Origin of the sequence: Bradyrhizobium sp. OK095 (assembly GCF_900109945.1) — a bacterium.
Taxonomy (GTDB): Bacteria; Pseudomonadota; Alphaproteobacteria; order Rhizobiales; family Xanthobacteraceae; genus Bradyrhizobium.
In genome coordinates this window covers 154,452-168,926 of record NZ_FOBX01000012.1, presented here as the reverse complement: position 1 = coordinate 168,926, position 14,475 = coordinate 154,452, and the positions used below count along the sequence as shown (strand labels likewise).

The window sequence follows — 14,475 nt, the reverse complement described above, 5'->3', positions numbered from 1 at the left end:
GTGAGAATGGCTTGCGCTTGGAGGCTGAACGGGGGGCGTGTGGCGCGAATATCACATGAAATCTTGGTAAGCTTGCCCTCGTTTCCGGATGTTTCGACGATGCTAAAAGTTGCTGCGAGACAGGCATATCCTGCATTCCAGCGCCTTGAACGTCGATGCGATGGACTGTGTGCTTCGCACCTGCGGGACTGTCCCGCAGTTCTGCGCCCGGCTAGTATGAAGTTCAAGGTTCCGCAGAAAGCATCACCTGTGAGCGAGTTGCCCAAAGCCCGCCGACTGTTCTCCCGCGAATCGGTTAATCCGTTCGCGTGGCGGCGGCTTGATCTGCCCGGCAGGGGGTGGATGTGAGACAGGACGATCCGGCGGTCGCCATGCGGCGATCATGCGGTTCTGCTCCCCGGCCGCTGCGTGCGGCGCGCTGGGTTGTGGTGCTGTGCCTGGCCACGAGTTCAGGCGCTTGCATGCTGACGCAGGATCTTCCGGATCCCGCGCTCGATGTTCCCGCGACTTACAAATACGCCGGCAAGGCGGATGCACCGCCGACACTGGACTGGTGGCGCGGCTTCCGCTCTGCGGAGCTGACGCAATTGATGGAGGAGGCGCACACCGTCAACCTCGACATCGCCGCGGCCGTCGCGCGCATCGTCCAGGCGGACGCCCAGGCGCGGCAGGCGGGCGCGGCGCTGTTGCCGAGCCTGTCAGGCGGCGGCAACGAAACCTATTCGCGCACCTCGGGTTCGTCGTCCTCGGGCCTCACAAATGGCGGCCGCGAGGTCGTCAATTATTCGGCCTCGCTGAGTGCCAGCTACCAGCTCGACTTCTGGGGCCAGAACCGCGATGCACTCCAGACGGCGGAAGAGACGGCGAACGCCAACCGGTTCGATCGCGACACCGTCGCGCTGACGACGCTGGCAAGCACCGCCAATGCCTATTTCCAGGTGCTGGCCTCGCAGGATCGCATCAGGACCTCACAGCGCAATATCGCGAGCGCGCAGCGCATTCTCGATGCGGTCAGGGAGCGCCGCAAGGCCGGCACCGGCACCGATCTCGACGTCGCCCAGCAGGAGAGCGTGCTGGCGAACCAGAAGGCCCTGGTGCCGCCGCTGCGCCAGACGCTCGACCAGAACAGAAACGCGCTCGCCGTGCTGGTGTCGCGGCCGCCGGAAAGCGTGCGCATCGGCGGCGGCTCTCTGAACAACGTTGCGATCCCGCGCGTCACGCCCGGCCTGCCGTCGGAGATTTTGACGCAGCGGCCGGACATTCGCCGGCAGGAAGCGCAGCTGGCGTCGGCGACCGCTAACATCGGCAATGCCCGCGCGCAGTTCTTTCCGACTATCCAGCTCACCGGCAATGGCGGCTATCAGAGCTCGGCGCTGGTGTCGCTATTCCAGCCGCATGCGGCGTTTTTCCAGCTCGTCGGCAGCGCGACGCAGCCGATCTTCGACGGCGGCAAGATCTTGGGCAATTTCGAATATGCCAAGGCGCGTCAGGACGAGCTGCTCCAGACCTACCGCAAGACCATCGTCCAGGCCTTCACCGACGTCGACAACGCGCTGTTCTCGATCAAGCAGACCACGATCAAGCTGCAATTGCAGCGCGATGTCCTCAACGCCTCGCGGCGCGCCTTCGACCTTTCCGAGCAGCAATTACGTGCCGGCACCGCCGACATCGTGACCGTGCTCAACACCCAGCTGACCCTGTTCACGGCGGAAGACGCGCTGTCACAGGCCCAACTCGCGCGGCTTCTCGCCATCGTCAGCCTGTATCAGGCGCTCGGCGGTGGCTGGGAGCCGCGCATGGAGAAACCGGTCAATGCTCTTTAAGCCGGATAACAAGCAAGGCGCGAAGGAGGGCACGGTGAAGCGATCGCGCGGCCGCGGCTTCGTCATGACCCTGATCACGCTCGCGATCCTCGGCGGGCTCGGCTACTACGGCTGGACCGTCTGGCATCAGCAGCCGCAGCAGGCGAACGGCCGCAACCAGCGGCCCGATCTGCCGGTGCCGGTGCTGGCGGCGACGCCCCGCATCCAGGACGTTCCCGTCTATCTCGACGGCGTCGGCGCCATCCGCGCGCTCAACACCGTGACCGTGCGCTCGCAGGTCGACGGCAAGCTGATCGCGGTCAACTTCACCGAAGGCCAGGACGTCAAGAAGGGCGACGTGCTCGGCGAGATCGATCCCGCGCTTTATCAGGCAACGTATGATCAGGCGGTCGCCAAGAAGGCGCAGGACCAGGCCCAGCTCGCCAACCAGCGCATCGATCTGACGCGCTACGAGCAGCTCGCCGCTTCCAACGCCGGCTCCAAGCAGCAGGCCGACACCCAGCGTGCGCTGGTCGCGCAGACCGAGGCGCTGGTGAAGGCCGACCAGGCCGCGATCGACAATGCGGGGGCGACCCTGAGCTACACCAAGATCGTGGCGCCGCTGTCGGGCCGCGCCGGTCTGCGTCAGGTCGACCAGGGCAACATCATCCATGCCTCCGACACCACGGGCCTCGTGGTGATCACGCAATTGCAGCCGATTGCGGTGTGGTTCAGCCTGCCGCAGCAGCAGATCATGCGCGTCAACGCGGCGGCGTCGAAGGGCGCGCTCGCGGTCGACGTGTTCGGCAATGACGGCGTTACCGTGATCGACACCGGCAAGCTGACCGGCATCGACAACCAGGTCGACCAGACCACCGGCACGCTCAAGCTCAAGGCCGAATTCCCCAATGCCAACTACCAGCTCTGGCCCGGCCAGTTCGTCAATGTCCGCCTCAAGGTCGAGACCTTGATGCAGGCGCTGGTGGTGCCGACGTCTGCGGTGCAGCGCGGCCCGATTGGCACCTTCAGTTACGTCATCGGCGAGGATAATGTCGTCACGGCCAAGCCCGTGACGGTGACGCAGCAGAACGAGCATGATGCCGTCATCGCCAGCGGGCTGTCGGCGAACGACCGGGTCGTGACGACAGGCTTTGCCAATCTGTCCGACGGCTCCAAGGTGATGGTCGGCCGTGACGACCAGACCCCGTCGGCCGATCTCGCCCCACGCAAACGCTCGCGCGCGCCCGATGGCCAGAAGAAGGACGGCCAGGCCAAGGAAGGGCAAAAGGACGGCCAGAAGGGCCAGACCGGGCCAGCGCAGGGGGCCGACCAATCGGGACGTGGAGCCAAGCAGCCATGATCCCGACAACAGCCGCCTAGGCGGCAGGCATATTCCATGGGTGTCTCCGAACCCTTCATCCGCCGTCCGATCGCGACCTCGTTGCTCGGCATCGCCCTGCTGATCGGCGGGCTGCTGGGCTATTTCTCGCTGCCGGTCTCGGCGCTGCCGCAGGTCGATTTCCCGACTGTGCAAGTGTCGACGCAACTGCCGGGCGCGAGCCCCGACGTGATCGCCTCGCTGATCACCGCGCCCCTGGAGCGGCAGCTCGGCCAGATCCCGTCTCTGACCGCGATGAACTCGACCAGTTCGTTCGGCGTTAGCCAGATATCGCTCCAGTTCGATCTCAACCGCGATATCGACGGTGCCACCCAGGACGTGCAGGCCGCGATCAACGCGGCGGCGGGTGTGCTGCCCAGGACGCTGCCTTATCCGCCGACCTACGCCAAGGTGAACCCGGCGGACGCGCCGGTCATGACGTTGGCGCTGCGCTCCGACACGATCTCGCTGCGCGCGATGAGCGACATCGCCGACACGATTCTGGCGCAACGTTTGAGCCAGATCTCCGGCGTCGGACGTGTTTCAGTGCTCGGAGGGCTGAAGCCGGCCGTGCGTATCCAGGCGGACCTCGCGCGCCTGGCCGCCTATGGCATCGCCATGGAAGATCTGCGCACCGCGATCTCCAATGCCAACGTCTCCGGGCCTAAGGGCTCGCTCGACGGCGCGCAGCAATCCTACATCATCGCCGCCAACGACCAGATCGCCGTCGCCGACGCCTACAAGCCTGTTATCATCGCCTACCGCAACGGCTCGCCCGTTACGATCGGCGACGTCGCACAGATCGTCGACGGCCTCGAGAACGACCGCACCGGCGGCTGGTATCAGGGCTCACCGGCCGTCATCATCGACATCCAGCGCCAGCCCGGCGCCAACGTCATCGACGTCGTCAAGCAGATCCGCGCCGAAATCCCGAAAGTCCAGCGCGCCATTCCAGCCGGCGTGAACCTCACCATCGTCTCCGACCGCACCGTCACCATCCGTGCCTCAGTGCGCGACGTGCAGTTCACGCTGATCCTCAGCGTCGTGCTGGTGACGCTGGTGGTGCTGCTGTTCCTGCGCTCGCTGCGGGCGACGCTGATCGCGGGCGTGGCGCTGCCGCTGTCGCTGATCACCAGCTTCGGCATCATGTATTTTGCCGGCTTCAGCCTCGACAATCTGTCGCTGATGGCGCTGACGATCGGAACCGGTTTCGTCGTCGACGATGCCATCGTGATGATCGAGAACATCGTCCGTCACATGGAGAATGGCGACGGGCCGATGGAGGCCTCGCTCAAAGGCGCCAGCGAAATCGGCTTCACCGTAATCTCGCTGACGGTGTCGCTGATCGCGGTGTTCATCCCGCTTTTGTTCATGTCGGGCCTTGTGGGGCGTATGTTCCGCGAATTCGCGCTGACGCTGACGATCGCGGTCGTGACCTCGGCCGTGGTCTCGCTGACGCTGACGCCGATGATGTGTTCGCGGCTGCTGCGGCACGCCCATGAAGAGATGGCTGTGCCGGGCCTTGCGGCCATCAGCCGCTTCATCGATCGGACCGTCGAGTTCTACCACCGGACGCTGCTCGTGGTTCTACAGCACCAGCGCATCACGCTGGTCGTGACTTTCGTCACGCTGATTGCGACCCTCGTTCTCTATGTCGTCGCGCCAAAGGGTTTTCTGCCACTCCAGGATACCGCCTCGATCACAGCCGTGACGGAGGCGGGGGCGGACGTCTCGTTCGCGGAAATGCAGAAGCGGCAGGCCGAGGCGGCCGACGCCATCAAGGCCGATCCTGACGTGACCGGCGTGGTCTCGGTGATCGGCGCGGGCTCGGTCAACCCGACCACCAATGTCGGCCGTCTCGTCATGACGTTGAAGCCACGCGGCGAACGGCGCGACGATGTCAGCGTGGTCGTGACCCGGCTCAAGGAGCGGGTGGCCGGCATCCCCGGCATGACCGTCTATTTCCAGCCGGTCCAGGACGTGCAGATATCGACCCAGTCGAGCCGCTCGCAATACCAGTACACGCTGACAGGCACGGATGCGGCGCTGGTGTCGGAATGGGCGCGCAAGCTGGTCGCCGAGATGCGGCGCGATCCCTTGTTCCGCGACGTCTCCTCGGAGGCGCAGGAAGGCGGCCTGCGCGCGCAGCTCGACGTCGACCGTACGCGGGCCGGCCAGCTCGGTGTAAGCCTGCAAGGGATCACTGACACGCTGAACGATGCCTTCGCGCAGCGACAGGTCTCGACCATCTACGGCCAGGCCAACCAGTACCGCGTGGTGCTGGAGGCGCTGCCGATGTACCAGCGCGATCCCTCGGTCCTGTCAAAGCTCTATTTGCCGGGCGGGGCGAGCGCGACCGCCGGCGCGCCCAACGCGCAGGTGCCGCTCTCCGCCGTGGCGACCTTGAAGCGCACCACCGCGCCGCTCGCGATCTCGCACCAGGCGCAATTCCCGGCGATCTCGCTCAGCTTCAACCTCGCGCCCGGCGCAGCGCTTGGCGATGCCGTCGACGCCGTGAAGACGATCGAAACCCGCATCGAGATGCCCAACAGCATCGCGGGCATTTTTGCCGGCGACGCCGCCGAATTCTCCAAGGCTCTTGCAGGACAGCCGTGGCTGCTGCTCGCCGCCGTGATCACGATCTACATTGTGCTGGGCGTGCTCTACGAGAGCTACATCCACCCCATCACGATCCTCTCGACGCTGCCCTCGGCCGGCGTCGGCGCGATCCTGGCGCTGATGCTGTGCGGGCAGGACCTCTCGGTGATCGGCCTGATCGGCATCATCCTGCTGATGGGCATCGTCAAGAAGAACGCGATCATGATGATCGACTTCGCGCTGGAAGCCGAGCGCAAGCAGGGCATGTCGCCGAACGAGGCGATCGTGCAGGCGTGTCTCTTGCGCTTCCGTCCGATCATGATGACGACGCTGGCGGCGCTATTCGGCGCGTTGCCGCTGGCGATCGAGAGCGGCACCGGCGCCGAGCTGCGCTTCCCGCTCGGCATCTCCATCATCGGCGGCCTGCTGCTGAGCCAGTTGCTGACGCTCTACACCACGCCCGTGATCTACCTCGCGCTCGACCGCATCAACCGCCGCCTCGAGCAGGCGCTGCCGCCGGCCGAATCCGGCGGCCCGCCGGTCGCGGGCGCGACCGAGGGGATGCTGTAATGGCATCGATCTCGGAGCCCTTCATCCGCCGCCCGGTCGCGACCACACTGCTGTCGATCGGGTTGTTCCTGCTGGGTGTCGTCGCCTACGAATTCCTGCCCGTCGCCTCGGTCCCGAACGTCGATTTCCCTGCCGTCTTCGTCTCGGCCAGCCGGCCGGGCGCCGACCCGTCCGTGATGGCGGCGACGGTGGCATCGCCGCTGGAGCGGCGGCTGGGCGAGATATCCGGCATCAACCAGATCACCTCGACGAGCTCGCTCGGCGTCTCCAACATCCAGCTCCAGTTCGACATCGGCCGCAACATCGACAAGGCCGCGCGCGACGTGCAGGCGGCGATCAACGCCGCGCTGGTGGACCTGCCGAGCGACCTGCCGACGCTGCCGCGCTTCCGCAAGGCGAACACCGCCGGCGCACCGGTTTTCGTTCTGGCGCTCACCTCGAAGACACTGTCCGCCAGCGCGATCTACGATGTTGCCGATACGGTCCTCGCGCAGCGCATCTCGCAGGTGCCGGGCGTCGGCGACGTCACGGTGAGCGGTGCCGATCAGCCGGCGGTGCGGGTGCAGCTCAATCCCGTGGCGCTGTCGAACGCCGGCATCGCCACCGACGACGTCCGGACCGCGATCATCAACGCCAACCCGCTCGGCCCCGTCGGCATCTTCAACGGCGAGCGCCAGAGCGAGACGCTGTCGCTCAACAAGCAGATGCGCACGGCGAAGGAATTCCGCGACATCATCATCAAGAGCTCGAACGGCAATTTCGTCCGGCTCTCCGACGTTGCCGACATCGAGGATTCCGTCCGCAACGCCCGCTCCATCGCCTGGTTCAACAAGCAGCCGGCCGTGCTGATCCAGATCACCAAGCAGGGCGATGCCAACGTCATCGACACCGTCGACAGGGTGAAGGCGCTGATCCCCGAGCTGAAGCAATGGATTCCCGCCGGCGTCGATATCTCGACCCTGGTCGACCGCACCAGCACGATCCGCGCCAGCGTGCAAGACATGCAATGGACGTTGTTTGCGACAGCCATCCTGGTGATGGCCGTTGTCTTCGTGTTCCTGCGGCGAATGACACCGACGATCGCGGCCGGCATCTCGGTGCCGCTGGCGCTGGCCGGCACCTGCGCCGGCATGTGGGTGGCGGGCTTCTCGATCGACAATCTGTCGCTGATGGCGCTGGCGATCTCGGTCGGGTTCGTGGTCGACGATGCCATCGTCATGATCGAGAACATGTTCCGCAACCTCGAGCACGGCATGCGACCGCTTGAGGCCGCCCTCGAAGGGGCCAGGCAGATCGGCTTCACCGTCGTCTCGATCAGCCTGTCGCTGGTCGCGGCGTTCACGCCGCTGATCTTCATGGACGGCATCGTCGGCCGCCTGCTGCGCGAATTCTCGCTGACGCTGACCTTCGCGATTGTTGTTTCGACGGTGGTGTCGCTCACCGTGACGCCGATGATCTGTGCCCATTACATCAAACAGACCACGTCCGACTCGGCAACGCTGTTCGACCGCCTCATCGAGGGATCGCTGTCGCGCATCGTCACCTTCTACGCCCGCAGCTTGCGCAACGTGCTGGAATATCCGCTGCTGACGCTCCTGGTGTTCTTCGCCACCATCGCGTTGACGGTGACGCTCTACATCAAGATCCCCAAGGGCTATTTCCCCACCGACGATTCCGGCTTCGTGATCGGCGCAACGCGCGCCTCGGCCGACATCTCGTTCCAGTCGATGCTCGGCCTCCAGCAGCGGCTCGCCGACATCGTGATGCAGGATCCGGCCGTGGCCGGAATCGGTTCGACCGTCGGCAGCGGAGGCGGGCCGGGGGCTCCGACCTCCAACCGTGGCACCATGTTCATCAGCCTGAAACCGCCGGAGGAGCGCGACCACGTTTCCACGCAGGTGGTGATCGACCGTCTCCGGCGCGCGCTGTTCCCGGTGCCCGGAATCCGCCTCTTCATGTTCGCCGCCCAGGACGTGCGAGCCGGCGGACGACAGAGCGATTCCGACTACCAGTACACGCTCTCCTCGACCGATCTCGACCTGTTGCAGAAATGGGCGCCGATCGTCGCCAAGCGCTTGGAGAGCGTCGAGGGCATCACCGACGTCTCCAGCGACCGCGATCCCGGCGGGCTTCAACTAACCTTGTCGATCGATCGCCAGAAGGCCTCGGCGCTCGGCGTCCGCGTCCAGGACATCGACAACGCGCTGAACAACGCCTTCTCGCAGCGGCAGATCTCGATCATCTACACCCAGCGCAACCAGTACATGACCGTGCTGGAGATCGACCCGAAATTCCAGGTCGATCCCTCCAACCTCGAGCGCATCTATGTCGCGGGCTCCGGCGACGCGCAGGTGCCGCTGTCGGCCGTGGTGCGGGTGACGCGCGGGCTCGCCGCGCTCGCAGTCTTTCACTCGCAGTCGTTTCCCTCGACCACGGTGTCGTTCAACCTGTTGCCCGACGTGCCGCTCCAGACGGCCACCCAAAACGTCCAGCGCGCGGTCGAGGAGCTGCACATGCCGGAAGGCATCCGCGGCAGCTTCGACGGCAACGCCGGCGATTTCGCCAGGACCAGCGGCCGCCAGCCGCTGCTGATCCTCGGCGCGCTGGTGGCGATGTATATCGTGCTGGGCGTGCTCTATGAGAGCCTTGCCCATCCGCTCACGATCATCTCGACGCTGCCGTCCGCCGGCCTCGGCGCGCTGCTCGCCTTGCAGGTCACCAACACGCCGCTGACCGTGATCGCCTTCGTCGGCATCATCCTGTTGATCGGCATCGTCAAGAAGAACGGCATCATGATGGTCGACTTCGCGCTCGACGCCGAGCGCCAGCGCGGCCTGTCCTCGGCGGAGGCGATCTTCGAGGCCTGTCAGGCGCGCTTTCGGCCCATCCTGATGACCACCATGGCGGCGCTGTTCGCCGGCATTCCGCTCGTGATCGCAACCGGGCCGGGCACGGAGCTGCGGCGGCCGCTCGGCATCACCATCATCGGCGGCCTGTTCGTCTCGCAGATCCTGACGCTCTACACCACGCCGGTGATATACCTGTTGATCGACCGCCTGCGGCGGCGATCCGAGCCGCGCCCGGTGGCTGCGCCGGCGGAATAGGTTGTTGAAGGCCTGCGCAAAGCGTATAGCGGCGACCATGTCGAACCCCACCGCCGCCGCGCCCGAACCGATTCCCGAATGTCCGCATTGCCAGAAGCCGATGCCGCTGTGCATCTGCGACAGCGTCACGCCGGTTAAAAATCGCCTTGGCCTCCTGATCCTCCAGCATCCGCAGGAGCAGGACAGGGCGCTCGGCACCGCGCGGCTGCTGGCGAAGCATTTTGAGGATGCCACGCTCCGCGTCGGCCTGTCCTGGCCGAGCCTGTCCAAGGCGCTGGGGCAGCCGATTGAGAACGCCTCGTACTGGGCCGTGCTCTATCTCGGCTCGGCGCACGCGGCCGATCTCGAAGCCGAGGCCGAGATCGTCGCGCTCAACCGCAAGGGCGAGATCGCGGAGAACCAGCGCGCGCTCCTTGGCAAGCTCGAAGGTGTCGTCCTGCTCGACGGCACCTGGAGCCAGGCCAAGGCGCTGTGGTGGCGCAATCCCTGGATGCTGAAATGCCAGCGCGTCATTCTCAATCCGAAGAGCCCCTCGCGCTACGGGCGCCTGCGCAAGGAGCCGCGCAAGGACGGGCTTTCGACCATCGAGGCGGCCGCGACGATCCTGGCCAGTCTTGAGAAGCGCCCCGACTTCGCCGAGACGCTTAACGCCAGTTTTGAACGGATGTTAACACGCTACCGCGAGGTCCAGGCCGAGATGCCGGAACTGGCGCCCAAACCAGCGGTCAAGGACCGCCGGCGCAGTGTCCGGCGCGGCAAGCGGGCCTGACTTCCGCCGTCTTCGTCCGTACGGTTGATTGCCGTGCGCGAAGCGGGCCGATAGAGACCATCGGTCGATTGGCGGCGGGCTGATATTTTATCTTGTCGCGGCATCGGAAAGCCGGAAGCGGAAGGGGCAGTCGAATTCAGGCCGCGGCGAAGGAAATCCTTGCACAGGCGGCGCGGCCCGATCGGTGGGGCACGCTCGCGCTGATGGATATTTCGCTGCGCTACCGGCGCACCGTGATCGGCCCGCTCTGGATCACGCTGACCCTTGCGGCCACGATTGCAAGCGTCGGTACGGTCTATGCGGCCCTGTTCAAGCAGGACATCACCGGCTTTCTTCCGACCTTCGCCGTCGGCCTGATCGTCTGGACCCTGATCGCGACCACGCTCCAGGAGGGCTCCAGCATCTTCGTGGCCTCCGCCCACCTGATCAAGGCCGTGCCGGCGCCGCTGGTCGTGCATGTCCTCCAGATGATCGCGCGCAACGTCCTCATCTTCGCGCATCATCTGGCGATCGTCGTCCTGCTCTATATCGTGATGCCGTGGCCACTGCACTGGACCATGCTGCTCGCGGTGCCCGGCTTTGCGATCCTGCTCATCGTCCTCCTCGGTGGCTCGGTCGCGCTCGGCATGCTCTGCGCGCGGTTTCGCGACATCGGGTCTGCGATCGTCAGCGGCCTGCAATTCGTCTTCTTCCTGACGCCGATCATCTGGACCGAGGACGCCGTCCGCGGCACCGCCTTCCATTGGCTGATCCGCGCCAATCCGTTCGCGACGCTGCTCGATCTCGTGCGCAGGCCGCTGCTGTCGCAGCCGACCGATCCGGAACAATGGCTGCTCGGAATCGTCTACGCGGCTATCGTGGCCGTGATCGGCCTCGGCTGCTACGCAAGATGCCGCCATCGCGTGGCGTATTGGCTGTGAGGCGCGCATGAGCCTTGCTGCCCACATCCTGCTCCGAAACGTCGCGGTGACCTTTCCCGTACTGTCGTTTCGCGACCGCTCACTGCGGAGCCGGTTCGTCAGTGCGGTGACGCTGCGAAGGACATTGGCGGTCCCGCACATCGTCACCGCGCTGAACGACGTCAGCCTCGACATCCGCGCCGGCGATCGGCTCGCCATCGTCGGTGCCAATGGTGCCGGAAAGACCACGCTGCTGCGGGTCCTCGCGGGCATCTATCATCCGACCGCGGGCAGCGTAGACGTGCAGGGCCGCTGCCTGTCGCTGTTTGATCTCTCGGCCGGCTTCGACGAGGAGGCGACCGGCTACGAGAACATCATCCGGCGCGGGCTCGTGATCGGCGCGCGGCGCGCGGAGATCGATGCGCGACGGGCGGAGATCGCCGAGTTCACCGAGCTCGGCGACCGGCTCGACCTGCCGCTGCGGACCTATTCCAGCGGCATGATGCTGCGCCTGATCTTCGCGGTCGCCACGGCCGTCGAGGGCGAGATCGTTTTGCTCGACGAATGGATCGGCGTCGGCGACCAGCAATTCCGCCGCAAGGCGCGGCAGCGGCTCGACGAGATCGTCGCTCGCGCCGGCATCCTGGTGCTGGCCTCGCATGACGTCGATCTCATCAAGAGCACCTGCAACCGGGCGATCCTCTTGCAGGAGGGGCGCATTGTCGCGGCCGGCGCGACCGACGAGATTTTGAGCCGGTACCTCGGGACCGCTGGAAGGGACTAGAGAGGCGGCCGGTCTATCGCAGCGACTTCGCCGCCCGCGATACCCGCTTCGGCAAGTGAGGCGCGAAGCGCTGGGTTTTTCACGCCGTGTGGCGCTTTTTACGCCACATCCGTTGCATTGTATGCCGGTGCCTCAATGTCGAGCTGTGTGGCTTTCAAGCACTAGCGGTTCCCGATGCGGAACCCGTAGATGTACGTGCATGTACATGCTTGCAGCATCTAAGTCATTCTATTGGAGGTTTTATGAAAGTTAAGTTCGCCGCCGCCGCCGCCATTCTTCTGGCCTCGACTTCGATCGGTTACGCGGCCGACATGGCGGTCAAGGCGCCGTACATTGCGCCGGCCGCGGTCTGGAACTGGACTGGATTTTATCTGGGCGGCCACGTCGGCGCCGGTTGGGGCACCACCGAATCGTCGCTGACCGGCATCGGCGGCGTCGCGGTCCCCGGCGGCTTCGCCATCGCCCAAAACAGCCGCAGCGGTTTCCTCGGCGGCGGCCAGATCGGCTACAATTTCCAGTCTGGCTGGGCTGTTTTTGGCGTTCAGGGCGACTTTGACGGGATGGACGTGAAGGGCACGACGCCATGCCTGGGCGGTCTCGCTTCCTGTACTGCGAAGAGCGACTGGATGGGGACTGTCACGGGCCGGTTCGGTGGCGTCGTCGGCGATCGCACCCTTGTCTACGTGAAGGGTGGCGCAGCGTGGATGCACACCGACCACACTCTCGGCATTACCGCCGGTTTTGGTGGTCCCGGCGTGGGGTCTGTCAGCTCGAGCAGCACGGCGCTCGGTTGGGTGTTGGGCCTGGGCGCCGAATACGCGTTTGACCAGAACTGGAGCGCGTTCATCGAATACGACTATGTCGACTTCCAGAAGAAGAACATCGCACTCGACTTCTCGGCTTTCGGCGCTGGACCAGCGATCGCAAACGTCGATATCAAGAACAAGCTGTCGATCGCGAAGGTCGGCCTGAACTACAAGTTCGGCGGCCCGGTCGTCGCAAGGTACTGATCGTTCCTTCGCTCTCGTCGTAGTCAAAAGGCCCCGCTATGCGGGGCCTTTTTTTGCCTCGGGCCGGGGCCTCAAGGCTGTCAGAAGTTGGCGTGCAGATCAGACGAAGGCGGTTGCCTAAATCCCTGATCCCCTATATTGCTCCGCCCTCGTTGGGGCCACGTGGCGGAGTGGTTACGCGCCGGTCTGCAAAACCGTTTACTCGGGTTCGAGTCCCGACGTGGCCTCCATCACAAGCTCCTGATATTTCATTATAAATTTCGCTCGACTGCGGGCTCCACGGGGCGCGCAAGTGATTCCTGCCGAGCCGCGCACACCGGGTTTGCCCGGGGCTTGGCGGAAACCAGCGATTCAGGCCCGATGGCATAGACTTCGCATCTGCGAAGTGATGCATGTCCCATCAACGAGCGCTGGAGAGCACGTGGGCGAAATCGTCCGACTGATCCCGAAATCCGAGCTGGAGCGGGCTCGCCTCATTGCCGAGGCGCGCGCGATCTACGACAGCATCTTTCCGCCGGCCGCACCCGACCGGGCGCCGCAGGATGGCGAAGAGCGCGTCAAGACCTGAGCGGGGCCGACAGCAAAACGCCCGCGGAAGCGGGCGCATCGGCGGACGTTGGAAGTGGCCTCAGCAGGCCGCGTACCAGCCGTCCGGAAACGGCAGCAGGGGCCAGGCGCCCTCATTGTCATTGGCGGCCCTAAGCATTTCCTGGGGCGTTGCGGCGTACGACCACGAGCGGGGCACGAATTCCTCCTCCGGCAGTGGCGCGAAATCTTCGTTGATCATGGCGTCCCGGACGGTATCCAGCAGTAAGTTGAATTCGGCTTCGCTCATCACACCCTCGCAGAACGCGGATGGCGCAATGTCGCAAAGCCGGTTTGTTACCCGATTGAGCCGATCGATCGCATTTTAACGATCCGGCGATCGGGTCCCACTTAGTTAGCGATTTGTAAAAATCCCCGCGGGAACCCTAGGCGCACCTGGCGGGCTGGCCGTGTGAAAGAGATCACATTCTCCGCGGTTTATTTCTCCTACCCCTTCGCACACCCGGCCAATGCAGGCCGGGGATGGGCAGGGCAGACAGGAGACTTCGTCATGAAGGCAAGGTTCTTGCGGTTCGCAGGTCTGAAGAGCCGGGCGCGCCGCGCCTCGACGGTCGGGCTGTTCCTGACGTTGTTCGCCACCGCCGCCCAGGCGCAGCAGGGAACCCCGGAGCAACGCCGGGCCTGCACGCCCGACGTCTACCGACTCTGCGCCGGCGAGATCCCCAACGTCCGCGCCATCACGGCCTGCCTGCGCCGTAACCGGTCAAGCTTGAGCGAGGCTTGCCGCACCGTGTTCGATCAGGCCGGCGGCTAACATAGCTGGCCTGTGGATTTGTGCGCAGCAAGTGGCCCGCGCAGGCTCGCGAATCCGGCATGATCGGGCTGTGGATATGCTGCGGACAGGTTGTGAATTGCTGTGGATGCCGACCGCAGTTGCGTCGTCTCAGCGTCGCATCTCCGTCAGCAGGTGTCATATCTCTGTCAAATAACCTCATCATATCATTCGATGATGCGC

10 protein-coding genes, 1 tRNA gene and 1 pseudogene are annotated in these 14,475 nt (G+C 65.0%); 11 read left to right on the top strand and 1 reads right to left on the bottom strand.

Going from position 1 to position 14,475, the window contains the following annotated elements:
- Positions 1–371 precede the first annotated feature (371 nt).
- The 10 genes and pseudogenes from BMW89_RS28495 (at position 372) to BMW89_RS38110 (ending at position 13,482) form a co-directional block, all read left to right on the top strand.
- The gene (locus tag BMW89_RS28495) at positions 372–1,823 is read left to right on the top strand and encodes an efflux transporter outer membrane subunit (RefSeq protein ID WP_092031704.1); all 1,452 of its coding nucleotides are present in this window, start codon (positions 372–374) and stop codon (positions 1,821–1,823) included.
- Positions 1,813–3,162 (top strand): efflux RND transporter periplasmic adaptor subunit, encoded by a 1,350-nt coding sequence (locus tag BMW89_RS28490; protein WP_092031433.1) that lies wholly within the window; start codon positions 1,813–1,815, stop codon positions 3,160–3,162. Before BMW89_RS28495 ends, BMW89_RS28490 begins: the two co-directional genes overlap by 11 nt.
- A 36-nt stretch (positions 3,163–3,198) precedes the next feature.
- The gene (locus BMW89_RS28485; protein ID WP_092031428.1) at positions 3,199–6,348 is read left to right on the top strand and encodes an efflux RND transporter permease subunit; all 3,150 of its coding nucleotides are present in this window, start codon (positions 3,199–3,201) and stop codon (positions 6,346–6,348) included.
- On the top strand, positions 6,348–9,452 hold the full coding sequence (locus BMW89_RS28480) for an efflux RND transporter permease subunit (RefSeq protein ID WP_092031424.1): 3,105 nt from the start codon (positions 6,348–6,350) through the stop codon (positions 9,450–9,452). The genes BMW89_RS28485 and BMW89_RS28480 overlap by 1 nt, the downstream gene beginning before the upstream one ends.
- Positions 9,453–9,489: 37 nt before the next feature.
- Entirely contained in the window at positions 9,490–10,221 is a 732-nt protein-coding gene (locus BMW89_RS28475; protein WP_092031419.1) for a tRNA-uridine aminocarboxypropyltransferase, read from the top strand.
- A 203-nt stretch (positions 10,222–10,424) separates the two neighbouring features.
- Positions 10,425–11,141, top strand: coding sequence for an ABC transporter permease (locus BMW89_RS28470; protein ID WP_244547708.1), 717 nt, complete (start codon positions 10,425–10,427; stop codon positions 11,139–11,141).
- Positions 11,142–11,304: 163 nt separating this feature from the next.
- Positions 11,305–11,904 (top strand): annotated as a pseudogene (locus tag BMW89_RS28465) (ABC transporter ATP-binding protein); the annotation flags it as partial.
- 242 nt (positions 11,905–12,146) lie between these two features.
- A complete protein-coding gene (locus tag BMW89_RS28460; protein ID WP_092031411.1) occupies positions 12,147–12,914 on the top strand; it encodes an outer membrane protein in 768 nt (255 codons plus the stop codon).
- Positions 12,915–13,070: 156 nt separating this feature from the next.
- Positions 13,071–13,144, top strand: a tRNA-Cys gene (locus BMW89_RS28455).
- A 191-nt stretch (positions 13,145–13,335) separates the two neighbouring features.
- Complete coding sequence (locus BMW89_RS38110; RefSeq protein WP_177196379.1) at positions 13,336–13,482, top strand: hypothetical protein; 147 nt, start codon at positions 13,336–13,338, stop codon at positions 13,480–13,482.
- A gap of 60 nt (positions 13,483–13,542) precedes the next feature.
- Here BMW89_RS38110 and BMW89_RS28445 read toward each other — a convergent pair whose 3' ends face one another.
- Positions 13,543–13,749 carry a hypothetical protein gene (locus tag BMW89_RS28445; protein WP_092031405.1) on the bottom strand — a complete coding sequence of 69 codons (207 nt, stop codon included), beginning with the start codon at positions 13,747–13,749 and terminating at the stop codon, positions 13,543–13,545.
- Positions 13,750–14,010: 261 nt separating this feature from the next.
- Here BMW89_RS28445 and BMW89_RS28440 point away from each other — a divergent pair, with 261 nt between their 5' ends.
- On the top strand, positions 14,011–14,274 hold the full coding sequence (locus tag BMW89_RS28440; protein WP_092031403.1) for a hypothetical protein: 264 nt from the start codon (positions 14,011–14,013) through the stop codon (positions 14,272–14,274).
- The last annotated feature ends 201 nt before the right edge of the window (positions 14,275–14,475 follow it).